The organism is Martelella mediterranea, from assembly GCF_004342225.1.
GTDB lineage: Bacteria > Pseudomonadota > Alphaproteobacteria > Rhizobiales > Rhizobiaceae > Martelella > Martelella mediterranea_B.
This window is the reverse complement of record NZ_SMAR01000047.1, coordinates 1-22,161: the sequence shown is the minus strand read 5'-3', so window position 1 is coordinate 22,161 and position 22,161 is coordinate 1. Positions and strand designations below refer to the sequence as shown.

Here is a 22,161-nt window from a genome sequence, read left to right as displayed (position 1 = left end):
TCAGTTCGTCCTTCGAAAGCCGCTGCAAATCATTTCGATCCATGGCTGTATGGATTCAGAAATCCGTGCCCGTGACAAGGGGGTGGGTAAATACTGCTATCCGCCCCCGGGTTCTCGACGAGGGATATCGACCCGAGGTGAAGGATATCCCCCGACCGGATTTCGCATGAGAGCTGGGACATATCGGTCATCTGCGTTGCAGACTGGCGGTTGAAGAATGCATAGCGCGGTTCGGGGCCTTCATAGGACACGAAGGCCAGCGTACTGGGGGCATCGGAGCGCGGTGCCATGGAGACATCAACACCATCGGCGGACAGGTCGGCGGCGAGCTGATCGCCAAACATGTCCGTCGATATGGCGCCGATGAATGACACCGGAGCGCCCTGAAGGGCAGCCGCCTTGGCCGCATTGAATGTCGAGCCGCCGCAGCAGGGCACAAATGCCTGTCGGCCCGCTATTTCACCCGGAATGAAGTCGATGAGGGCTTCGCCCGTTACCCAGATGCGTTTCATATTCCTCCCCATTTTCAACTTCCGAGGTGAAACAGCCGGGAAAATCGCTCCTCCGCGACCCGGCCAGATCACCTTTTGACCACTACCGGGCCAAAGCCTCCACAAACGCCGCAATTGAGGCGTTCACCTGTCTGGCCTTTTCGATATGGGGCAAATGTCCTGCCCCTTCGACGACCTCGACCGAAACATGTGGCTCCGCCGCAGCAAGCTGATCGAAACGGTGAATGGCATCCTGATCCCCCCATATCGCCTTCACCGGCACCTCGGGCAAGGGTGAGATGCGCTCCTGCGCGGCAAGCGCGTTGGCAATGACAGCAAGCGCGTCCCGGCGCCCGGGCTGATCCAGAAAGCCAAGGACATACAGCACCATCTGGGCGTTGATAAGCCGCGGATTTGACGCCAGCATTTCCAGGGTCGGCTGGGCCTCTTCGCGCGCTTCAAGCCCTGGAAACGCGCGAATGAACTGGCTGTTGGTTTCCACGCCGAAACCAGCAGGCGCGATTAAAAAGAGACCTGAAACCATATCCGGATGCGTTTTGGCGAGTTCAACCGCCACGGCGCCGCCGAGCGAGTGCGCGACGACCGGAACCGGAAACTGCAATCGCCCCTCGATGCTTGTTGCCACAGCCTCGGCCATGGAGCCTGCACTTCCCTCTCCGGCGTCGATCGGAGCTGCCGTGTGGCCCGGAAGCTCAACAGCCCAAACCGAGTGGGTGTTGAAAAAGGCCGGGGCGTTTGCAGCCCAGGCGAATCGGTCCGAGCCAAAGCCATGGATAAACAGAAGGTCCGGCGCTCCGCTCGTGCCACCGAGCGAATGGAGTTCGGCCCTTCCGGTATTGCCTTTCACCGCCGCCGAAATGCTCATTCAATCACCGCCAACTTGGTTCCGACTTCTGCAAGCTCACCCTCTTCGATCAGCACCTCTTTCAATATGCCGGCGGCCGGAGCCTCGATCTCGAGGCTCATCTTGGTGGTCGTGATGACCAGAATCAGATCTCCCTGCTCGACCGTATCACCCTGCTGCTTGACCCATTCGGTGATTTCAGCCTCGAAAATCTCGTTGCCGAGCTGGGGCATCAATATATCGGTTGCCATCTTCCAATTCCTTCCGTTCAAAGAGAAAGCTTCGCGAGCTGACGATCGTCCCAGGTGCGGACACCACGGCGGTTGGTCTTTTTCTCCGGATAGAAATCAGAGGTCACAACGTCAATTATGTCGCCCGCCTGCGGGAAATAGGTGCTCTCCATTTCCGCACCCGGCACAATCCAGTTGGGCGAGCCAAGAACGCGCGGGGCTGCCTTCAGATGTTCGTAGGCAAAGCGGGTCATGTTGCTCGACAACGTCATTGCAAAGCTGCCGCGCTCGGAGGCTTCCGAGACCACCAGCAAGTGACCGGTTTTCTTTACCGACTCAATGACCTTGTCGTAATTGAACGGGACCAGTGACCGTGCATCGATGATCTCGGCCGAGAGACCGTGGAGTTGATGAAGCTCGTCAGCCGCGGCAAGTGCGGGATAGAGCGACGGGCCGATCGTCAATATCGTAACATGCTCTCCGGTGCGCTTGATATCGGGTTCCCCCATCGGAATACGATAGTAGTCTTGGGGAACGCCATCGCTTCTGAACTGTTCAACAGTGTCATAGAGGCGCTGGCTTTCGAAGAAGACAACAGGATCATCGCTGGAAAGCGCCGAGGCCAGAAGCCCTTTCGCATCGTAAGGCGTCGCCGGATAGATAACCTTCAGCCCTGGAATGTGGGCGGTGAGCGCGGTCCAGTCCTGCGAATGCTGAGCGCCGTATTTGCTGCCGACAGAGCAACGCAGCACCACCGGCACCTTGAGAACACCGTTGGACATCGACCGCCATTTGGCCATCTGGTTGAAGATTTCGTCGCCGGCCCGGCCGATGAAATCGCCATACATCAGCTCCACAAGCGAACGGCCGCCTTCGAGCGCATAGCCAACGGCGGTCGCAACGATCGCCGCTTCCGAGATCGGTGAATTGAAAAGCCGGCTGTAGGGAAGGATATCGGCGAGCCCGCGGTAGACACCGAACGCTCCGCCCCATTCACGGCACTCTTCACCATAGGCAATCAGGGATTCGTCATTGGTCATATGATGAAGGACGGCTTCGGTCAGCCCGTCACGCAGCGTAACCGCCCGCATGGGTGAAAGCGCTTTGCCCTCTGCATCCAGACCGAAACGGGCCTTTCGCGAAAGCTGGCGAAAGGCCGCCGACTTTTCCTTTTCCTGCAGAAGCGGTGCAGGATCTGCCGGCACATCGATTTCCTCATTGGAAAACATCAGATTTCCGATCAGCGTCGGATCGGACCTGATGTCGACCAGTGGCGCAGCCTCGGGGTCAACCGCAGCGCGGGTAACGGCCTCGATCTGGGCTGCCGTTTGCTCGCGCATGGTCTCGACTTCAGCAGCGACCATCACGCCGTTTTCAATCAGACGCGCCGAGAACAGCACGATCGGATCCCGCTTTTCCCAGATCTTCAGTTCATCCCGGGTTCTGTATACATTCGCATCTGTGGTCGAGTGCCCGACGAAACGATAGGTCTCAACATCAAGCAGAGCAGGCCCCTGCCCTTCAAGCAGAAGCGCGCGTTTGCGGTGCACGGCATCGGCGACGGCAAGCGGATTGGAGCCGTCCACCGTTTCCGCATGCATCGAATTCGCATTGATCGCCGCGCCGATGCGGGAAAGACGGTCCCAGCCCATCGTCTCGCCGATCGTCTGTCCGCCCATGGCGTAAAAGTTGTTGTTGAAAAAGAACAGGACGGGCAAGCCGCCTTTCCGCTCATCCTCCCAGAGGGTCTGGTACTGGGCCATCGAGGCGAAGTTCATCGCTTCCCACACAGGGCCGCACCCGGTCGAACCGTCGCCCGCATTGGCGACACAGATGCCCGCTTCGCCCTTGAGTTTTTTCCGCAGGGCCGCCCCCGTGGCAATGCCTGCGGATCCGCCGACGATCGCATTGTTGGGATAGGCGCCGAATGGCGAGAAGAACGCATGCATGCTGCCGCCCATTCCACCATTGAACCCGTTGGCGCGCATGAAGATTTCAGCAAGAAGGCCGAACAGCAAAAAGTTCTCGGCACGCGCCTTCCCATCACCGCCGATATGCTGATCCACACTCGCTTTCAGCACACCGTCCTTGTGGCCGCTCATGATGGCGTCGAGCGAACCGAGATCGAGCATCTCGATGGCCGCGAGCCCTTTGGCGATGAATTCGCCATGGCTCCGGTGCGAACCGAAGATGTGATCGTCAGGCTTCAGTGCAAGCGCGGCGCCAACGGCGGCAGCCTCCTGTCCAACGGAAAGGTGGGCCGGCCCCTTGTAAACGAAGGGGATTTCCCGATAGGCGCCCGTCGCCTTGAACGATCCGAGCATCGTCTCGAATTCACGGATGATCATCATGTGCCGAAGCACTGTCTTGAGCCGGTCAGGGCCAAATGCCGCCAGTTCGTCGCCAAAGGGCGTGTCGTAGCTATGCAGCTTGATCGAGGCGAATTTCAGCTCGCCCTTCTGAAACAGCGTTTCCGGGTCAACCAGGATTTCCTTGGGCATGTTTCCTCCGCCTCAAAAAAAGATTCTGACTTTTAAACTGTCGTGAAATGAAACTTATGTCAATCGCAATACGCAAAAGACTAGAAAATACCAAGGCAGGCCTTCCCCCTTGGGGCCGCATGGCAGACGCCTACGCCATCAGAACAGGCGTATCGTGCGAATTCCCACCTATGATCAAAAGTTTATTTAAATAGTCAAATGTGTTGACATTTATCGAAACTGCAGCGACCCTTAAGACATCCAGCATCCCCCGAAGCGCCTTTGAGTGAGGAAGAAGGCGCCAAGAAACGGGACATGCATGGGAGCTTGCGGTGCCTGCTCATGCCGCGAGGGAGGAGGAAACATGAAACAACTTTTGCGGATGGAAAGCATCGACAAGAGCTTTCCAGGGGTTCACGCGCTGAAGGGTGTGAACTTTGATCTCTTTGCCGGCGAAGTTCACGCTTTGATGGGCGAGAATGGCGCTGGCAAGTCGACGCTGATGAAGGTGTTGTCGGGCGTTTACCAGCCGGATGGCGGCCGCATTCTGATCGACGGCAAGGACGTTCGGTTTCCCACCCCCAGTGCGGCTCAGGACCTTGGCATCAGCATCATCCACCAGGAACTGGCGCTGATGCGCGACCTGAACGTCGCGCAGAATGTCTGGATTGGACGTGAACCGCGCCTTTCCTTCGGACGGATTGACGAAGCGAAGCTCAATGCCGACACCGTCTCGCTCTTCAAGAGCATGAATGTGGCGATGAACCCTGCCACGCCGGTCGACCGGCTGACGATCGCGCGTCAGCAGATGGTGGAAATCGCAAAATCGCTCAGCTTCAGCTCTCGCGTCCTGATCATGGACGAGCCGACGGCGGCGCTGAATGACGCGGAAACGGCAGAACTCTTCGCAATTATCGAGCGCCTCAAGAGCGAGGGTGTCGGCATCGTCTACATCAGCCATCGCATGGACGAGATCAAACGCATCTCGGATCGCGTGACCGTCATGCGCGACGGCGCCTATATCGACACCGTCGATGCCAAGAAGACATCAATCGGCACCATCATCTCGATGATGGTGGGGCGTGAACTCGAAGACGATCACCGCGCCATTCCAGATCTGTCGGATGCGGAAGTCGCGCTGGAGGTTCGCAATATCAACCGGGCGAACGAGCTGAAGGACATCAGCCTGTCTGTCAAGAAGGGCGAGATACTGGGCCTTTCCGGTCTGATGGGCGCCGGCAGAACCGAGCTTGCAAGAGCCATTTTCGGGGCCGAGCCGATCGACAGCGGTGAAATCCTTGTCCACGGCAAGCCGGTTTCCATAAAAAGCCCACAGGATGCGGTTCGTGCCGGAATTGGCTATCTCTCCGAAGACCGGAAGCATTTCGGTCTGGCGCTGGGCATGGATGTTCGCGCCAATATCGCTCTGGCCAGCCTGCCGCGCTATTGCAAGCCCGGCGCCCGTGTCGATGAAGCGGCGCTTGCGAAAATAGCCAAGGAATACATCGACAAACTGGGCATTCGCACGCCGGGCGACCTGCAGGAAGTCCGCCTGCTCTCCGGTGGCAACCAGCAGAAAGTCGTCATAGCCAAATGGCTGCTGCGTGATTGTGACATCCTGATCTTCGATGAGCCGACGCGCGGGATCGACGTCGGCGCCAAGGCTGAAATCTATCGCCTGCTGAACGACCTCGCCGCCGGCGGCAAAGCGATCATCGTCATCTCGAGCGAATTGCCCGAGGTGCTGCGACTTTCGCATCGCATTGCAGTCATGTGTGAAGGACGCCTCACGGGCATTCTTCCGGGCGATGCCGATCAGGAACAGGTCATGGCATTGGCAACAGACCGTGACGAGCCGGCAGCGGCCTGAAAGGGAAGACACAATGAAAACAAAAAAACTCGGAAACAGCAGCGCGCAGCAGAAGCTTCTGGCCTTCGCCAGTCTTGTGGTCCTTCTGATTGCTTTCTCTCTGGCAAGCCCGAACTTTTTCCAGATATCCAATATCATGGCAATCCTGCAGGCCACGTCGGTCAACGGCGTGCTTGCCGTCGGCGTGACATTGATCATCATCACCGGCGGCATCGACCTTTCGATCGGCGTGTTGATGACATTCTGTGCCGTAATGACCGGCGTTGTGCTGACATGGCTAGGAATGCCCCTGCCCCTGGGGATCGTCGCTGCCATCGGAACCGGCGCCTTCTGTGGCTTCATATCCGGCAATCTCGTCGCCCGGATGAAAATCCCGCCCTTTATCGCAACCCTCGGCATGATGCTGATCCTCAAGGGGCTGTCGTTGATCGTGACCGGAACAAAACCGATCTATTTCAACGATACGCCAGGCTTCAGCCAGATCGCACGCGGATCGCTCGTCGGCAGCGTCTTCCCATCCGTGCCGGTGCCAAACGGCGTACTGATACTCTTTGCCGTAGCTGCTATAACAGCCTGGATTCTCAGCCGCACCATTCTTGGCCGCTACACCTTCGCACTCGGTTCGAATGAGGAAGCCGTGCGGCTTTCGGGAATCAATACCAAGTTCTGGAAAATTGCTGTCTACACGCTTTCCGGCGGAATCTGCGGGATCGCTGGCCTGCTGATCGCCAGCCGCCTCAATTCCGCCCAGCCAGCGCTCGGCCTCGGCTATGAGCTGGAAGCCATCGCCGCGGTCGTGATCGGCGGCACCAGCCTCTCAGGCGGACGCGGAACAATTCTCGGCACATTGATCGGTGCATTGATCATGTCAGTCCTGACCAACGGACTTCGCGTCATGTCGGTTGCCCCCGAATGGCAGACCGTCGTGACAGGCACGATCATCATTGTCGCGGTCTACGCCGACCAGATGCGCGGTGCAGCGCATAAATAGGAGCATGGTCTTCCGGGCAATCGGAAGCTCGACCTGCAGAAAACGTAAACGACGAAGAGGAGGAGAAGTTATGTTTACCAGACGCAAAATTATGGGCGCTGCCGCAGCGCTTGCATTCATGGCGGGAACGAGCGCCGCCATGGCTCAGGACACCATTTATGTCCCGCTGATTTCCAAGGGGTTCCAGCACCAGTTCTGGCAGGCTGTGAAAACAGGAGCGGACAAGGCAGGAGATGAACTCGGTGTCGAGGTTACCTTCGAAGGCCCCGACAATGAAAGCCAGGTCGACAAGCAGATCGACATGCTTGCTGCAGCGCTTGCCAAGAACCCCTCGGCGATCGGCTTTGCAGCACTTGACAGCCAGGCGGCAATTCCGCTTCTCAAACAGGCACAGAAGGCCGGCATCCCGGTGGTTGCCTTTGACTCCGGCGTAGACAGCGACATTCCGGTCGCAACGGCATCTACCAACAATATCGAAGCAGCGGCGCTCGCAGCAGACAAGATGGCCGAACTGATCGGTGGCAAGGGCAAGGTTGCCGTCGTGGCCCATGACCAGACATCACGCACCGGCGTCGACCGCCGCGACGGTTTTGTTGACCGGATAAAGAGTACCTATCCGGATATCGAAGTCGTGGCGATCGAATATGGCGGCGGCGATCATCTCAAATCGACCGAAATCACAAAAACGCTGCTTATCGCTCACCCTGATCTCGATGGCATCTTCGGCACCAACGAAGGCTCGGCGATCGGCGTCGTCAATGGTGTGCGTGAATCCAACTCGGATATTGTCGTGGTCGGCTATGACTCCGGCAAGGCCCAGAAGGACGCGATCCGCGACGGAACGATGGCTGGTGCCATCACCCAGAACCCGATCGGCATCGGCTATGAGACGGTCAAGGCGGCCGTAGCCGCTGCGAAGGGCGAACCGGTGGAGAAAAACATCGATACCGGTTTCTTCTGGTATGACAAGACCAATATCGACGATCCCGAAATCTCGGCCGTTCTTTACGACTGAGCCAAAACAAACTTCTGTTGTTCGCAACTACGGATGACAGGCGCAGAAAGAAATCGTCAAGGCGTGCGGTGACGTATCACCGCACGCCTTGATCATTCAACCCCCCGGCCGGCGTAAAAACAAACATGCGCACTTCAACCGAGCGCCAAACCGGCATAGAGAAACCAATACGGACTGGCGGGACGCTTTTGCCAGAGCCTCTTTGTTGAAGTTGGAGCATGTGTTGGCAAAGCTGAACAGAAATACCCCCGTACTCGTCGACACAAAATCGCTGCGTCTGAGAGCGGCATGGCTCTATTACAATCGACGACTGACACAAAAGGAAATCGCTGAACAGTTGGGGGTGAGCCGCTCGACAGTGATCCGTGCTCTCGAGGAAGCGCAGAAGCGCGGCGAAGTGCAGATTTCCATTACACAGACGCCGGATGAATGCACCGATCTCGAAATGCACCTGGAAGAGCGTTTCGGGCTCGACGAGGCCATCGTCGTACCCGGATCTGGGACCACTGACGAAACGGCAAATGATGTCGGCTCGGCACTCGGTGTTTTCCTGTCTGACGTTATCTCAGACGATTCCGTCATCGGTGTCGGCTGGGGCCGGACACTGAATGCATCACTACGTACATTCCGCCCTACAGTTCGCCAGAATGTGCAGGTCGTCTCCTTGCTCGGTGGGCTTCTGGAGGCAAAAGCCGTCAATCCTATCGAATACTCCTGGCGTATCGCCAGCCTCATAAACGCAGAATGCCTTTTGTTTCTTGCCCCTCTGGTTGTCGATTCCGCCGACACCAAGCGGCGTCTGGTTGAAAAATGCGGTTTGAACGTCGTATTCGAAGCCGCCGAGAAACTCGACATAGCCGTTATAAGTTGTGGCGATTTCGGCGCTGAAAGCACATCTCTGTCGCGGACCTTTTTATCCAGCGAAGACCAACAGTCGCTGATTGCTGCCGGTGCTGTATGCGATACATTGTGCCAGTTCCTCAACTCAGACGGCAAAACGGTCTTCCATCCTATCCATGACAGGGTCATGTCCGTTGATCTGGATGCCGTCTCGAAAGCCTCTCACATCATTCTGGCATCGGGCGGAAAAGCACGCGCACCCGCCATCAGGGCAACGATCTCACGAACACGCTGCCACACCCTGATTACCGACGAAGCTGCAGCCCGCGAGCTTCTCAAAGACTCATGATCCAGTAATTGGCTTTCTTGCGACACGTTTAAAGCTACGCCAGCAGGCTGAGTAAAAGCGACCTATGAAGTGGCTTGGTCTTTTTAAACAGGATGAATAGCGACTAAATTTGGCAGTGCTCGAACGAGTTCATAGGACTCCCCAGGCCCCCCCTCCCGGTCATCTCCCGCAGCCCAAGCTCCAAAACAATCCGCCGCGCCGCCTGCGGCGTCACCTCGAGCGCCTTCGCGACCATCCCGGCCGACACGAGCGGTTTCACCATGACGAGCTCGACCAGTTCCGGCAGTTTTGAAGACGTCCGGCGCCCGTCCAGCTTTCGGTCCATCATTGTCTTCGCCAGCGTCAGCCGGTCATGCTCCTTGAGCCCGATCTCCGCGGCCGCAATCAGGCCGTTAGTGATGGCGAGCAACCGGGTCTCCCGATCACGATGCCGGCGCCGATCGACCGGAATGGTCTTCAGGCCGAGATTGATGGCTGCGAGATGGGTACCTGACGTGATGCCGGCCTGGCGCAGGATGGAGGCGCACAACAGCCGGCCAAGCCAGGGCGCGTGCTGAAGGACGGAAAGCTCGTTCCAGACATCGAGGACGACGATGGCCCGCAGCATCACCGGCAAATTTTCGAATTGCCGCAGCACGCCGCGCCATTCTGCAAGCCGCGTATCCTCGTCCCAGTCGAGATCGTAGATCATCGGATCTTTGTCCTGGCCGCCGCCTCGTCCGGGCCGTTTTGCGGTCGCCATTGCCGCTTCCGACCCGACCAGCATCGCATCGATAGCGGCGTAGTCGACACCCGGGAGGTTCACGACGTCGTCGATATCTTCCCCCTCCCGCGGGTCTAATGCCGGCGTCCAAAGTGGCCGACTTTTGCTCCGCCCCGTGCCCGGTTTTTACGCCGCCGTTGACAGCTATTCAACGATGAGATCGCGCGTCAGCAGTTCAGTCTCCTTGAAAAGCAGCTTGCGTAGGTTAATCGACACATAGGCTGCTTGTTTAGGCCTCAGCGCGAAATACCGTGCTGGAATCCCACATCATCGGCTCAGGATTGCATATCGTATGGCCCCTACCGTCTTTCGAAAGCTCGACCGTAATCAGCTTGTCACCCGGCGACGCTGGGCTCAGTTCGAGGGAAAGATACTCAAAGAGGGGACGTTCATGTACAGCAATGATGACCTGGCGTCCCCGTTGCTTAGAGAGTGTCCTGAGAAGCGCTGCGAATTGTGCAATGTGGATCTCATCCATGCTTTGGACCGGATCGTCAATCACTAGCCAAGGCAAGAGCGGCTTTACAGATAAGTGAAGCGAAAGAAACAAAGTCAGCGCGGCTGTGTTAAGGTTCCCCGCGCTCAGCATGGCCTTGGGATTGCCCCCGCGGTCATCGCCACGATAGCGGGTAATGAGCTTGGCTTCGACAGGTCCCTTCCCCTTATCCGGCAATTCGAAAGCCGGCAAGAACGGCTCTTCAGGCGCCAGACGGACAAAAAGATTGCTCCATACTTTGTTGAGGGACTCATTGAAGACGTCTCGCACCACAGAGGTCCGCGCCTCTACCGCACGGTCCGATAGCTTGCGAATTTCAGCTCGTACATCATCCGCTGACTTGACAGCATCTTTAACGCGTTTCTGATCAGCTCGCGCCGACTTGAGGTCGCTTTCCAGAACTCCCAATCGTGCGAGAGAAATGGAATGCTGTTCTAACGCCTCCTCGGCCTTCCTGCGGTCCTGTTCCCGGCGGGTGGCCGTCTCCAATGACTGATCGGCCGCCGCAAGGTACGCTTCCAAGACAACGCCGAGATCATCACTTTCCGCGGGTGGCTTAAGGCCAAGCTGCGCGGCGAACCCGGCAACAGACCTCCCGACACCGATCAAGGATTCCTCATCGCTGCGCAATTTTGCCAGACGTTCGGAAGCTGCGGCAACAGCAGCTGCGAGAGCGTCACCCTCATTCGCCGCACCTTCCGTCTCTTTTAGTTGGCGAACGGTGTCACTGAGAGATGCCCGTCGGTTCCGTAGCGACGTCAATTCATCATCCACGAGCACGGTTTCTTGTAAGCGGTTGAGCGACTGTTCGTGCTTGGTTATCTCATTTCGCACTGTCTGGCGTTCGTCGGCGACTGAGCGCAGCTTGCTGGCGGACTGCGATAATGACGCAATATGTGTAGCCAGATGCGCTCGTAACGATGTGGGACCGGTTTCGGAAAAATCCCTCTGGCACACAGGGCAGATCTCGCTATCCACCAGTGGTGCCAGCTCAGATAGCGCCTGAGCGAGGTCTCCGCTGTTCGCAGCCAAAGCGCCAAGGCTCTCATCCAGCCGCGCCTCGCGGGCTCTCGCCTTCGTCAAGGTTTCACGGAGGTCAGTAAGCTCCTTACGTGCACTCTCGTCACGGGCGAGGCGTGCTTCCGTCTTAGACAGCAACTCAGACAGCTCGCGGAACGCTTCTGCATGCGATGTGCTCCACCCTACAGACCGGGCTGGAGACAGGTCCGCATAGAGCGATGCTGCCGCCGCAAGTGCTGCCTCCAGCGCAGCGCGCTTGCTCGTTGCCCACGCATTCAGTTCGGCTTGATGAGCGCGGAGTTCAGATTCGGCTGTTGACCGGGCCTCTGCCCCAGGTTGCTGTTCAAGCCGCCCCCACAACGACAGAGCTGCCTCTATTTCACGCCTAAGCGCGTTTGTCTCAACTGAGCGACGGCGCTCCGCCTCTGCATCACCGAGGCCGGAACGATCTTCGCCGACCTGGTCCACGGACTTGAGGCCGAACGGCTCAAGCGCTTGCTCAAGCGCTGCTTGGCTCTCCGTCAGACGCTCTTTCGAAGTCGTCACGGCCTCTTCGAGTCGGTTCACCTTCTCGTCGTGATCGGCTAGTTCATCGCTGACCTCGCCATAAAGCGGCAAGCTCTTCACCAGGCGGCGCTTGTCCCCAGATGCGTGTAGGCCATCCACAAGAGCATCGAGTTGATCGAGCCCCAAGAGGTCGTTCACAAATCGTGTGAGAGGGCTTGTCGATTTACGGGCATCGCTTTCTTCATAGATTTCCAACAACCGGCCTAACGTTGCCTGGGCAAGTAGCGATCGTTCGGAAAAGAACCGGCTTTGTAGCTCGGATAGGAGCGGCATCCCTCGGATTTTTCCATTCTCGACGACAAGTTCACTTGGCTTCGTCGGAATCTCATCGTGTTCAGCACTAACGATGACCGATGCTTTCCCCGATTGGGCGTCCAGATGGACGAGGTTTTCAGCATAGGCAGCGTCATACCGCTGCAAAGAAGAGACCGCCCCTGTTAGCCCGAGTTCGATGGCAGACAGAAGGCTGGTCTTGCCGCTTCCGTTCGGGCCGTGAACCAACACCACAGGCGCATCGAGGGGCACGGTGATTTTGCCTCGAATGCTGCGAAAATCTGAGATTTGCACCTGAGTGAGGCGAGCGCTCATACCTCATCCTCCCAGGCGGCGGTCAGATGTTCTGACAGCAACTCGTTGACGTCGGCCTCGACGGCTTCCGCACCGTTAGGCATGTGGTCGCACAGCGCCTTCACCTCTGGGCTCAAATCGTCGATGAGCGTCTCAAGAGCTGACATAGGATCGGCGACCACACCGTCGGTGTCGATTTGGTCGAGCGGCGTGAGGACCGCGAGCCAATTCGAAAGATGAGCTCTTGTCTCGTCTGGGAAAACGGGAACCGTACCCACAGAGAGAACGCGACAAACCTGCATTACCTTGCTCAGGTGATCGGGATGCAACCGCGGACCTACCAGAACCGCGGTCAACGGATTGCGCGAACGCGCAATATCCAGCGCTCGTGCAACACCATGTATTCGGCGAACGATTTCGGCGTCCTTCGCATCTACTGTGTCGCAAACGAGAACGATTTCGCTTGCATTCCCAGGTCCCATCATGACCGCAGGAAATTCGAAGGTTGTCTGACTGATGACCAAAGGGGCCGGCAGGAGCCGGAAATCTGCATCCTCCAAGAAGGCAACCACCCGGTCGACTGGAGCACTCGTGTTCATAGGCTTGCCTCCAGCTTAAGTCGATCCATCAGTTCGCCTGGAGTGCCGCCCATTGCAATCAGGCTTGCCATGCTTAGGCGTCGGGGGCCGGGAGACCTTGCCGTCCGCCCGGGCGCACGGCTCGGTGAACGGGGCAGTCTCTCATGGATCGGTCCCGCGTGGATAAGAATTACGTCTTCGTCCTCTTCAAGAACCGCCTCGCTGTCGAATAGCGCAAGTTCGGCCTCAGGCCTCCCAAGCACGAATACCCGGTCGGTACGAGTACCCTTGGTGACCTCGACAGTACCATTCGTGGTGTCGGGTGCTTGAGGTGATTCTAGCGACCAGTTTCCGGCTTCAGCACCTTGGGCTAGGGCCGCAATAATCAAGGCGCCTTCCGGCAACCCGTTCGTCTCCGACTCAAGGTCCTGGTTCATCTGATTCAGAGGGATAGGCGTCAGAGGCTCATATCGAGTGGCACCAATCTCGCTTTTCCCAGAAAGGAATATGCGCTTACTGCGAGACAGGCCGGAAACGAGCGACAGCACAAACCCAAGATGATCGCCATCGTCGGTAGCGGCGATTCGATTGCGGAACGACTGGATGCCGTCGTCGACCCAGGTCGCCATCTCTTCTGAAAGACCGAATGAGCCAAGTCGAGCAAGGCGCCGGAGTTTCGCTGCTAAGGCCCACAAAAGCAGAGCGGGCAAGAGCGGTTTGGCGAATGCTTGGAGATGGGCACTACTCTTGATCGCCGCTCTATCGTCCCCTGCAAACTGATCGCGATAGACGTTTCCAAGAAGCGCGGTCTGCGCTTCGCCGATCGAATCTTCCGCCATCACGTAGGCCGGCAATTCGCCCGGCCATGCCCAGTTTTGTGTGGCCGCCGCGAGGCCAAAGACTTTGCGGATGTTGGCGTCTTGAGCGGAAAAGCCGAGCATCAACGTGGGCTTGGTAATCGCCACGCTTATGAGGTACTGAGCCAAGCCCTGGGTCCTGGGATTGGTCTCCCAGCCGTCGATCTGCCGTTGGGCACCCACGAGATAAGGGCGGTAGGTGGCTTCATCTTCGCTCGCTCTTATGGCGCAGCCATGGAACTTGATGAGAGTTGCCTTCTGGTCGGGCGCTTGCAGATCCTCGGACCTCACACACACCTTCAGCCCGTTGGGCTCTCCTGTCAGCTCCCCCATCGCCTTTTCGATAAGCCCGTCCCAATTGGCCGAAGGAAGCTCTGTGACCAGCCCTTCCCTAACGAGAGCAGCAATTGCGTAGTGCTCAGCATCTGGCAACACCGTCGAATCAGCATAGGTCGCGGCTACGTCGACCGCTTCCCAAACCATAAGATCGAGCGGTTCGCCGTCGATATCAATATTGAGAAAAGCAGCGTACTGACCACTGAGCCGATCTCGAAGGAGGTCCACGACCGGCCAGTCCTCGACTGGGGCAGAAAGGTCGATGGATGCGCGCTCACCAGCACTCAAATTGGCGATACCAAAGGCTCGCACCAGGCCGGCGTGGAAGGGGCAGGTGTCGGGAACTGAGCCTACCCGCGTTCGAAGAAACTCGAGCGCTTTCACCACGATCTGCTTCAAGCCCGGAAAACGAGAAAAGGAAATGCCGGACCCCAACCAGAAGGCATAGCGAGCATCTGCAACCCCGTTTGCAAAGGCGGCGAAATCTCTGTCTAGGAGCGCAAGAGTTTCTGTAAGTGAGATTGTTGCAGCTTTTGGCGCGGTGCTCACTATTCCCCCCTATAGTCACGCGCCAATGGTCTGGATGCCAAACTTCCCGCGTTCATCTGAGCCTCGCGAACAGTATACATAGAGGGCCGTCACCTGCAATCGGGTTGTCATCAGCTAAGTATCCGAAGACGGCTATAATATCCCCCATGCCCTGTACCGCCCCCTCCCCGTCATCTCGCGCACACCGAGCTCTCCCACAAGGTTCAGGCCCCCCGCGGCGTGATCTTCGCAGCCTTCGCGATCATGTGTGCGGACACGATCGGCCGCGACATCAGCAGATCAACTGCGACAGGAAGGCTACTCGTCGTCCGCCTGCCTGCTGCTTTCCGCTCAAGCTGCCGCTTCGCGAGCGTCAGTCGGTCGATGTCCTTGCACCCCATGCCGGCCGCCGCACTCATCGCATCGAGATATGCGACAAGCCGTGTAGTCCGATCGCGCGCGCCTCCGCTCACCTGCTTCCACCTTTCCTTGACGGACATCGGCGTCGGCCTTGCTGAAGCGCTCTTGTCCCAGATTCCGAAATTCGCCGACGCTTACCCAAAAGGCATCGTGCGAAAACGTGCGCCGGTTACTTTGGTCACAGGCAAAAGCGATGCGTGCGAGCCGTGATTGACACTCTATTGTCCGGCGCCCCGCAATCCTCGGATCCTTGCTCCTTAGAGCTACAGTGCTGAATCACGCATGATTCCAGCAAGATTGCGAAGAGCGTGGCAGAGCGTTGTCTGTTGTAGAAATGTAGGGACCTGGGAGACATCCTTGTTATTGTGTTATTCCTCCTCGCCCTTGACTACGGCCCCCATTGCCTCCTCCTGCACGGCTGCCCTGCTGAGCAATCCGGCATCCTCCAGCGCCTCGATATCCGGCAGATCGCGCAGCGTCTCCATCCCGAATGCGGAAAGGAAATGCTTCGTCGTCACATAGGTATAGGGCGCGCCGGGTGTTGGGCTGCGGGGGCCGGAGGCGATGAAGGCGGCGTTGCGCAGCGACGCGATTGTGTCGCGGCTGACCTCCTTGCCGAAGATCTTGCTGAGTTCGGCGCGGGTGATGGGCTGGAAATAGCCGATGGCCATCAGCACCATGGATTCGAATTCGGAGAGTGCTGACACCCCGCCCCGCGTTGGCGTCGCGGCGGCTCGGATCGCGTCTGCGTAAGCCGAACGGCTTCGGTGCTGCCAGCCGCCGGCGACCGAAACCAGCTCATAAGGCCGGCCGGTGAGTTCTTCGCGAAGATCGTCGATCAGCAAATCAATGCTGCAGGCCTTGCCGACGACGCGGGAAAGCGTCTCGCGGGTGACCGGCTCGGCGGCCGCGAAGATTACGGCCTCGACGCGGAGCATCCATTCACGCCAGCGCAGATCGGCCGGCAAGGACTCAAGCTCACGATCAAACAGATGGTCATCTGCGGCGTTCGCCCCCGCCTTTTTGTCTGCGGCTTTTGCTTTCTTGCGGCGGGACGGCCTGTTATCTGCTGCTGCGGCCATCGTCACAATCCAAAAATCCGGAACGACGACCGGCCCGACAATTCGCGCACGGCGCCAAAACCTTCGAGCCGTTCGAACAGGCGCGTTGCCGCCCAGCGGGAGAGATGGCTGCCGGGCGCGGTTGCTTGCACGGCGTCCGCGTCCATCAGTGCCTGAATGACAGGGCCGGCGCCCCTGGTCCGCACCTTCGGCGCCACACGCGAAAGCGTCTCGGCGCAGCGCGCGATCGTGTCTGCTGCCCGCAATGCGGCCCCGGCCCCGTCGGCCAGCGCCAAACAAAGCGCCCCCGCGAATGCGGGTTCGCCCGGGCGCACACGCCCCCGGCCCCCGATGGTCCGAAACGCCGGGCCGTAACGTTCCGCCATCAGCAGCGGCACGGGCCGCTCCCATCTGAGCAGGGCGGCGATCATCATGTCGACCATGGCCCAGGCCAGCGGTTCGGCATCCGGGCGGACGGCGAGGATTGCGGTCACAAGATCGGCCAAAACGAAGGGAACGGCGCGCCCGGACTGGCGCGCTGTTTCCGCCAGTGCCGGAATGGCGGCGAGTTGGTCGTCAAAGGCAAGCCCCATGCGGTCGGCAAGATTTTCGACCTGTTTTACGGAAAAACCGGGTTTTCGGGCGGCGAGCCTTTTATAGGCCCAAACCATCTTGCCCGCCGGCCCCGGATCGTCACCGGCGGCGGTGAGCAGAACGGCATCGCGCAACGCGTGTTCGTCCTCGTTGCGACCGGTCAGACGCACGGCGGCGGCGGCGCATTTCAGGGCCTGCCGTTCGCGCCAGCAGCCGGCCCAGGCCGGTTCGGAGCGGACAAGATCATCGAGCGATTTCAGGGTGATACCGGCGGCAAAGGCGGCATCGGCTTCGCTCACGTCGGGCCCGCGCGGACGGGTCCAGCCCGGCAGGGGGGCGGCGGGCGTGTGGGGTTTGGCGGCGGTGGGCACTGGCGAATCCATAGCGCGGAGACTATACGAGACGTGCAGTTTATACCAGTCAAATCGAACAAAACCGCACGGCTTGTCTTTTCCATACAATGAATGATAATTTTGCTATATCAACCACCTATCCCTTCAATGAAGTCTTACTACGGTGCGGCGAAGCCACTCAACAGTGTCGGCGGCCCTGATCTATGAAACAATGTCTGACATCCACCATCGCATGGACGTTCAGAACCGCTTAAGGCGCGCGTTCTCCGATCGAACTCCGAGATGGAGCCGTCGTCCGCAAAAGCCTCCACACCTCAGTGTCCAGCACGGCAGCCAGCCGATCCGCGACATCTATGCTTACGGCGTACCGACATCGCTCAAGGGCTCCGACATAGGTTCGGTCTATGCCCGCCCGATGCGCAAGCTCCTCTTGGGAGAGACCTTTGGCCTTACGGGCTGCTTTTAGATTTTGCGCGAAGACTTCCCGGATTTCCATGATCCGGATCATCGATGGGTTGATGAGTATGTAGCCACGGAGTATACTCATCTTTATGTAATTTGATCCCATATAGCAGAGCATCCTGACATGAGCCATTCCATGCGACTTCCATCCCTCATTATCGCCGGCATGCTGGCGTTTCTGTCTTTGCCGGCGCAGGCAGAAACCATCGAATTCCCCGAAGATGACTTCTGGCGGGCGCTGACACAGTCGCTTGCCGGTGACGGGCCGGATTTCGAGGCGCTGGCGAAGCGGACGCCGGAATACAGGGCGGCGGATGAGTTCTCCCGGAATGCGGTGCTGGCCGAGCAGGTGGCGCGGCTTGAGGCGCGGCATTCGCGGATCGGACCCGAGACGGACGTGCTGATCCGGGCATCCGTCAGGCTAGGAGATTATGACGCGGCGCGCGGCGGATTTCCGGTAAGCCTGTTTGCGCCGGGCACCTATCTGCGGGTCGGGGGCGGGCTGCGGTTTTCCAACGGCAGCGACTATGCGATCCTGCCGGCGACGCCGGAGGAAGGACGTGCTATTCGGGAACGAGAGAGGTCATCTTCCCTGAACTCGGCGATCCTGCGCGCAGGCGACTTCCGTCGCGATCCGGGACATGCCAACGGGCTGCTCGCCACGCTCTACCAGTTCGACTATGTCGACGGCGATGGCGGCATCATTGCCAGTATGGCCCATGCCCCGCAAACGCCGGCGCTCGATGACGAGGCGGTTGAGGCGCTGGTTCAGGCAACACAGGCAGACATTCTTGCCGCAGCATCCCTGCCACCGATCGGATCGGACTGGAGCTCTGTCCGGGATGCATTGACGACCGGTTACGGTTTCGCGGTGAGTGAGAATGACGCCTATGACGATGGCCGGTTCCGGATGACCGGTGGCCGGATCGAAGAGGAGGATCTGGACGAAGCTGCTGAATTCCGGGTCGGCTTCGGCAATGATGGCGATATGGTCGCGGGGATCTTCGCAAACCAGGATTTCATGGCGCGGGCGCGCCTGCCTCTCGGCGAGATCGACACCAATCCGACAGGAAGGGGGCTTGACTGCGGCACACCGCATCTCGCCGATGCCTGCGGGGTTCTCATCTTCGACAGGATCGAGGGTGAATGGAGACTGACGCAGGCCGAAGGCGTTGTCGACCTGCCTGGGGCAGATCATGTCGCCGCAATCGGGGCGATGCTCGGCGACAATGTCGATGCCTTTCTGCGCTCGGATGTCGAGATTGCCTATCATCCGGAATGGCTGAAGGGCGATACGGGCGGACAACATTTCTCGTCCGGACACGCAGTCGCAGCACGCTATATTCTCGGCGAGGACATGGGAGGATCGCCGGAATATGTCCGCCCGACCGATCCCTGGCAGGGCGGTACCATCAACCATGAGATCACGCTTTATGCCGTCGATGGCGCCGAGGACCGTACGCCGCTGATCTTCACACTTGCGCCGCGGGACTTAGCGGTCCCGGCTCCTGCTTCCGCCGACCTTGCCGGTCGCCGCATCGTGCCCGGCGATATGGAAGGCCTGACGGCCTACGAGGTGTTCGAGGATGACCGGTTCCTCCCGGCAATCAAGGCTGTCATCGGCAATGCCGATATCGAAGCGCTGCAGCGGGCATCGGCAGTCAGCGCCGGCGGATTCGAAGAGAAGGACGGCTGGTATGTCCATGGCGGATGCCGGGCGCATGTCTGCAGCAGCGAATTCACATCGGTCGCGGTGCAGGCATCCGACGGATCGGTGGTGATCGTTCATTCGGTGGACCGCACGCCGCATGTTTATGGCGCCGATGCCGCAAGCCTGCCTCCGGTCTTTGCCCGACACGGGCTTTGACCTCTCACTTTATTCCAGTTTCCATACCGGTCGGCCTGCTGCCGGCATCTGCAAGGAGTCCCCATGACAAACGCGGCCAAGTTTGATCGCGGTTTCCAGGTCGAGGAGCAAGGCGATGGCCTTCTCATCACCGGCAAGGGCGCCGGGCTGTCGATCGGGAGAATGATCCTGATGTTCTTCCCGCTGTTATTGCCAGCGGCGGCGATTGCGGCGTACCTGATTAATGGTCCGCTCGGTTTCCTGCCGTACAGCACAGTCTACCCACTATGGATGTTCTTCGACGTTGCGCTACTATGGGGGATCAACAGACTGAAAAGCCCGCAGTTCGCATTCCGGCTGCTGCCATCCGGATTGCAGCGGGAGGGCAAACTCTATCCCTACCAGGAGATCGGCGAGATCTTCATCGACAATCCGCACATGAAGGGGCAGACATTCGCATCGGGCGGCATTGTGCCGGGCTTCGTCGTGGCGGGCAGCGGGCCTGCCGGCATGACCGCTGCACTGTCGATGGTCACGGCCGCCGACACGACCTCCCGGATCATCGGGCTTGGCGCGCGCATGGGGGCGTCGATCAACTACCGGATCAACATGCGTCACGGAAACCGGATCGTTCGGCTGGCGACGTCGCTCGACGAGAACACCGCCCTGTCGTTGTTCGGGTTTCTGACGCAGGATGCATGAGCATCATCCTGTTCGTACAACCCGAACGACACATCAAGGTCGATAAATGTGGTCGCGGGACGTTACCGGCCCTTGTCAAAATAGTCCTGTAATATCCGACGGACCATTTCCGGTCTGGTCGGTATGTCCTCTTCCTCGCGACGGCGGTCGTCAAGCAGTTTCAGAAGGTCCTGGGAGACACGAAGTGTGAGCGGGATATTGTCTTTTCTGGGTGGAGCCATCACTTTTTTACCTTTTGATGTTGACATCAGAGTCGCGTAATGGCACAAAAAACGAGCGCTGGCAAGGCTGCAACCTCGACCAGCGCTCTGACCACTCAAACCTGTTAGCGAGGTTATCATGGCTATTCACGCTCCTATCACGCCAAATGCGGCGGATGAAGACTTATACTTTCCATCGACACTCACCGGCTCTCCGATTTCACTGCTTTTTGCAGCCATGCTGTTGCGTCTCGAGGTTTTCATTGAAACCGAGCACGAAATCGACGGTGTCGCCCGAGTCTTTGATCCCGCCTGTGCTGCCTGGCTGCATGATGCGGAAAACGCACTGGACCGGCTGACAGACACTGTTGCCGCCCTGCAGCTTCTGCCGAAGCTCTGCGAGGGCGATGGCGTGTTACTGCATTTCACGGGGATCCTGTCCGGGCTCATCAGTGCGCAAACTGCTAATGAAGCGGCAACTGCGCGCGTCAAAGGCGTCTGCCTGCCCGACCTGCTGCAATTCACCGCAAAGACATTCGAGGGACACCGGGCATTCCGGCTCGTGCAGCAAGGCACTTGCCTGATCGAGGCGTTGCAGACACTGGAGCTGTTCCGGGAAGCCCATGATGCCGGAAACGAGCCTTCCGTGAATACGGAACCAACGTTTTCCGGATAGCTGGCTTCGTAGGCGGCACAGGCCTGTCGGTTTTCCCAGATCGCGACACCGCTTTCCTTTGCGGCACGCATTTCGGCTTTCGCCGTGCGTGTCGGGCCTGTCCCGTTACGCCCTTCCGGCCGGCATCATTGCCGGCTGGAAGTGGCGACCGCGACTATTCCATCAAGAGATCAGCATCGCACCAGGTCGGCCCGGTGCGCGCGCTCCCCTTTCATCCTGCAATCAGGAGGAACAATCATGTCAAAAAGACAAGGTCGCCAGTCATCTGGCAAACGCAATTCATCGTCCAGCCAATCCCGGCGACGCCTGCACATCCCACATCGATCAAGGCATGTGCCGGACAGCGAGTGGCGGCGCACCTATCCCGGACCAGTTCCGCCGCAATGGCAGGAAATCGCCGAAGCCAAAGGTTTTTCAATTGTCGGCCGCGTCCGTGATCGCAATCATGTTGTCCTTCGATGCCGGGCATGCGGCGCCGATACCGTGCAGAAAAGCTTCGCGTTGCGTACAGCCCTGCCCATTTGCGGCGGTTGCCTTGAGACCCGCCGTTTGCAGGATGCCGCCAAATGCGGCTTCACACTGCTCGAACGTGACGAGATGCACCACAAATATGGACATTACCGACTACCATGCGGCCATGCCGCGCGCTTGCAATTCGGCCGGGTCGAGCGACTTGCGCGTGAGGGAAAGGCCGCCGGCAGAGCGGGCTTTCACTGCCCGACCTGCTACGCGGCCAGACTGAGCTCCGATGCTGCCGCTCGGGGGTGGACACTGCTCGGACCCGATCCGGAAGCAAATCCGAACTACCGCTCATACAGACATGATGGCTGCGGTCACACCCAACGGGTTGCCATCGCCAACATGATCACCGGTCGCTTCGGATGCGAACAATGCGGCACATGCTGGTCGGCAGCACCGAGCGAGATCTATGTTCTCGCATTTGAAGTGCCAAAGAAAGGGAATTTCATCAAGCTTGGCTATTCGCGCGATCCGGAAAGCCGCTT

At 58.9% G+C, this 22,161-nt stretch carries 19 protein-coding genes and 2 pseudogenes; 8 read left to right on the top strand and 13 right to left on the bottom strand.

Going from position 1 to position 22,161, the window contains the following annotated elements; all coding sequences use genetic code 11:
* Nucleotides 1-29: 29 nt before the first annotated feature.
* The 4 genes from EDC90_RS18655 to EDC90_RS18640 form a co-directional block, all read right to left on the bottom strand.
* Nucleotides 30-512: a PfkB family carbohydrate kinase gene (locus EDC90_RS18655; protein ID WP_165972897.1), complete on the bottom strand. Its 483-nt coding sequence runs from the start codon at nt 510-512 to the stop codon at nt 30-32.
* Nucleotides 513-594: 82 nt separating this feature from the next.
* On the bottom strand, nt 595-1,377 hold the full coding sequence (locus EDC90_RS18650; RefSeq protein WP_132314052.1) for an alpha/beta fold hydrolase: 783 nt from the start codon (nt 1,375-1,377) through the stop codon (nt 595-597).
* Nucleotides 1,374-1,607: a biotin/lipoyl-containing protein gene (locus tag EDC90_RS18645; protein ID WP_132314051.1), complete on the bottom strand. Its 234-nt coding sequence runs from the start codon at nt 1,605-1,607 to the stop codon at nt 1,374-1,376. Before EDC90_RS18645 ends, EDC90_RS18650 begins: the two co-directional genes overlap by 4 nt.
* A 17-nt stretch (nt 1,608-1,624) precedes the next feature.
* Nucleotides 1,625-4,087 (bottom strand): alpha-ketoacid dehydrogenase subunit alpha/beta, encoded by a 2,463-nt coding sequence (locus EDC90_RS18640; protein WP_132314050.1) that lies wholly within the window; start codon nt 4,085-4,087, stop codon nt 1,625-1,627.
* A 343-nt stretch (nt 4,088-4,430) separates the two neighbouring features.
* Between EDC90_RS18640 and EDC90_RS18635 the strand changes: the two genes are divergently transcribed.
* The 4 genes from EDC90_RS18635 (at nt 4,431) to EDC90_RS18620 (ending at nt 9,131) form a co-directional block, all read left to right on the top strand.
* Complete coding sequence (locus EDC90_RS18635; protein WP_132314049.1) at nt 4,431-5,936, top strand: sugar ABC transporter ATP-binding protein; 1,506 nt, start codon at nt 4,431-4,433, stop codon at nt 5,934-5,936.
* Between the two features lie 13 nt (nt 5,937-5,949).
* Nucleotides 5,950-6,927, top strand: coding sequence for an ABC transporter permease (locus EDC90_RS18630; RefSeq protein WP_132314048.1), 978 nt, complete (start codon nt 5,950-5,952; stop codon nt 6,925-6,927).
* A 70-nt stretch (nt 6,928-6,997) separates the two neighbouring features.
* The gene (locus EDC90_RS18625) at nt 6,998-7,942 is read left to right on the top strand and encodes an ABC transporter substrate-binding protein (RefSeq protein ID WP_132314047.1); all 945 of its coding nucleotides are present in this window, start codon (nt 6,998-7,000) and stop codon (nt 7,940-7,942) included.
* Between the two features lie 223 nt (nt 7,943-8,165).
* Nucleotides 8,166-9,131, top strand: a complete 966-nt coding sequence (locus EDC90_RS18620) for a sugar-binding transcriptional regulator (protein ID WP_245511130.1) — start codon at nt 8,166-8,168, stop codon at nt 9,129-9,131.
* Nucleotides 9,132-9,234: 103 nt separating this feature from the next.
* On the opposite strand, the pseudogene EDC90_RS18615 reads toward EDC90_RS18620, so the two are convergent.
* From EDC90_RS18615 to EDC90_RS18580, 8 genes and pseudogenes are all read right to left on the bottom strand, one after another.
* Nucleotides 9,235-9,975 (bottom strand): annotated as a pseudogene (locus EDC90_RS18615) (RHE_PE00001 family protein); the annotation flags it as partial.
* Nucleotides 9,976-10,123: 148 nt separating this feature from the next.
* Nucleotides 10,124-12,565 carry an AAA family ATPase gene (locus tag EDC90_RS18610; protein WP_132314046.1) on the bottom strand — a complete coding sequence of 814 codons (2,442 nt, stop codon included), beginning with the start codon at nt 12,563-12,565 and terminating at the stop codon, nt 10,124-10,126.
* Nucleotides 12,562-13,143 (bottom strand): hypothetical protein, encoded by a 582-nt coding sequence (locus EDC90_RS18605; RefSeq protein WP_132314045.1) that lies wholly within the window; start codon nt 13,141-13,143, stop codon nt 12,562-12,564. The genes EDC90_RS18610 and EDC90_RS18605 overlap by 4 nt, the downstream gene beginning before the upstream one ends.
* Nucleotides 13,140-14,864 carry an SIR2 family protein gene (locus EDC90_RS18600; RefSeq protein WP_132314044.1) on the bottom strand — a complete coding sequence of 575 codons (1,725 nt, stop codon included), beginning with the start codon at nt 14,862-14,864 and terminating at the stop codon, nt 13,140-13,142. The genes EDC90_RS18605 and EDC90_RS18600 overlap by 4 nt, the downstream gene beginning before the upstream one ends.
* Before the next feature lie 132 nt (nt 14,865-14,996).
* Nucleotides 14,997-15,304 (bottom strand): annotated as a pseudogene (locus EDC90_RS18595) (helix-turn-helix domain-containing protein); the annotation flags it as partial.
* Nucleotides 15,305-15,631: 327 nt separating this feature from the next.
* Nucleotides 15,632-16,345 (bottom strand): SMC-Scp complex subunit ScpB, encoded by a 714-nt coding sequence (gene scpB, locus EDC90_RS18590; protein WP_132314043.1) that lies wholly within the window; start codon nt 16,343-16,345, stop codon nt 15,632-15,634.
* Nucleotides 16,346-16,347: 2 nt separating this feature from the next.
* Nucleotides 16,348-17,301: a DUF1403 family protein gene (locus tag EDC90_RS18585; RefSeq protein WP_132314042.1), complete on the bottom strand. Its 954-nt coding sequence runs from the start codon at nt 17,299-17,301 to the stop codon at nt 16,348-16,350.
* Nucleotides 17,302-17,521: 220 nt separating this feature from the next.
* Nucleotides 17,522-17,767 (bottom strand): helix-turn-helix transcriptional regulator, encoded by a 246-nt coding sequence (locus EDC90_RS18580; protein ID WP_132314054.1) that lies wholly within the window; start codon nt 17,765-17,767, stop codon nt 17,522-17,524.
* 102 nt (nt 17,768-17,869) lie between these two features.
* On the opposite strand from EDC90_RS18580, the gene EDC90_RS18575 reads away from it, so the two are divergent.
* Entirely contained in the window at nt 17,870-19,600 is a 1,731-nt protein-coding gene (locus EDC90_RS18575) for a hypothetical protein (protein WP_132314041.1), read from the top strand.
* 63 nt (nt 19,601-19,663) lie between these two features.
* Nucleotides 19,664-20,281: a hypothetical protein gene (locus EDC90_RS18570; RefSeq protein ID WP_132314040.1), complete on the top strand. Its 618-nt coding sequence runs from the start codon at nt 19,664-19,666 to the stop codon at nt 20,279-20,281.
* Between the two features lie 62 nt (nt 20,282-20,343).
* Here the strand turns inward: EDC90_RS18570 and EDC90_RS18565 are convergent, their stop codons facing one another.
* Nucleotides 20,344-20,502 carry a ribbon-helix-helix protein, CopG family gene (locus EDC90_RS18565; RefSeq protein ID WP_132314039.1) on the bottom strand — a complete coding sequence of 53 codons (159 nt, stop codon included), beginning with the start codon at nt 20,500-20,502 and terminating at the stop codon, nt 20,344-20,346.
* A 118-nt stretch (nt 20,503-20,620) separates the two neighbouring features.
* Here EDC90_RS18565 and EDC90_RS18560 point away from each other — a divergent pair, with 118 nt between their 5' ends.
* Nucleotides 20,621-21,157, top strand: coding sequence for a hypothetical protein (locus EDC90_RS18560; RefSeq protein ID WP_132314038.1), 537 nt, complete (start codon nt 20,621-20,623; stop codon nt 21,155-21,157).
* Nucleotides 21,158-21,394: 237 nt separating this feature from the next.
* A partial coding sequence (locus EDC90_RS18555; protein ID WP_132314037.1) for a hypothetical protein occupies nt 21,395-22,161 on the top strand: 767 nt, incomplete at its 3' end.

Excerpts from the sequence above, each read along its gene's own strand:
- EDC90_RS18645 (WP_132314051.1), bottom strand. The coding sequence starts at position 1,607 with ATGGCAACCGATATATTGATGCCCCAGCTCGGCAACGAGATTTTCGAG.
- EDC90_RS18640 (WP_132314050.1), bottom strand. The coding sequence starts at position 4,087 with ATGCCCAAGGAAATCCTGGTTGACCCGGAAACGCTGTTTCAGAAGGGC.
- EDC90_RS18580 (WP_132314054.1), bottom strand. The coding sequence starts at position 17,767 with ATGGAAATCCGGGAAGTCTTCGCGCAAAATCTAAAAGCAGCCCGTAAG.
- EDC90_RS18585 (WP_132314042.1), bottom strand. The coding sequence starts at position 17,301 with ATGGATTCGCCAGTGCCCACCGCCGCCAAACCCCACACGCCCGCCGCC.
- EDC90_RS18570 (WP_132314040.1), top strand. The coding sequence starts at position 19,664 with ATGACAAACGCGGCCAAGTTTGATCGCGGTTTCCAGGTCGAGGAGCAA.
- EDC90_RS18560 (WP_132314038.1), top strand. The coding sequence starts at position 20,621 with ATGGCTATTCACGCTCCTATCACGCCAAATGCGGCGGATGAAGACTTA.
- EDC90_RS18625 (WP_132314047.1), top strand. The coding sequence starts at position 6,998 with ATGTTTACCAGACGCAAAATTATGGGCGCTGCCGCAGCGCTTGCATTC.
- EDC90_RS18635 (WP_132314049.1), top strand. The coding sequence starts at position 4,431 with ATGAAACAACTTTTGCGGATGGAAAGCATCGACAAGAGCTTTCCAGGG.
- EDC90_RS18575 (WP_132314041.1), top strand. The coding sequence starts at position 17,870 with ATGCGACTTCCATCCCTCATTATCGCCGGCATGCTGGCGTTTCTGTCT.
- EDC90_RS18565 (WP_132314039.1), bottom strand. The coding sequence starts at position 20,502 with ATGGCTCCACCCAGAAAAGACAATATCCCGCTCACACTTCGTGTCTCC.
- EDC90_RS18630 (WP_132314048.1), top strand. The coding sequence starts at position 5,950 with ATGAAAACAAAAAAACTCGGAAACAGCAGCGCGCAGCAGAAGCTTCTG.
- EDC90_RS18610 (WP_132314046.1), bottom strand. The coding sequence starts at position 12,565 with ATGAGCGCTCGCCTCACTCAGGTGCAAATCTCAGATTTTCGCAGCATT.
- EDC90_RS18650 (WP_132314052.1), bottom strand. The coding sequence starts at position 1,377 with ATGAGCATTTCGGCGGCGGTGAAAGGCAATACCGGAAGGGCCGAACTC.
- EDC90_RS18655 (WP_165972897.1), bottom strand. The coding sequence starts at position 512 with ATGAAACGCATCTGGGTAACGGGCGAAGCCCTCATCGACTTCATTCCG.
- scpB (WP_132314043.1), bottom strand. The coding sequence starts at position 16,345 with ATGGCCGCAGCAGCAGATAACAGGCCGTCCCGCCGCAAGAAAGCAAAA.
- EDC90_RS18605 (WP_132314045.1), bottom strand. The coding sequence starts at position 13,143 with ATGAACACGAGTGCTCCAGTCGACCGGGTGGTTGCCTTCTTGGAGGAT.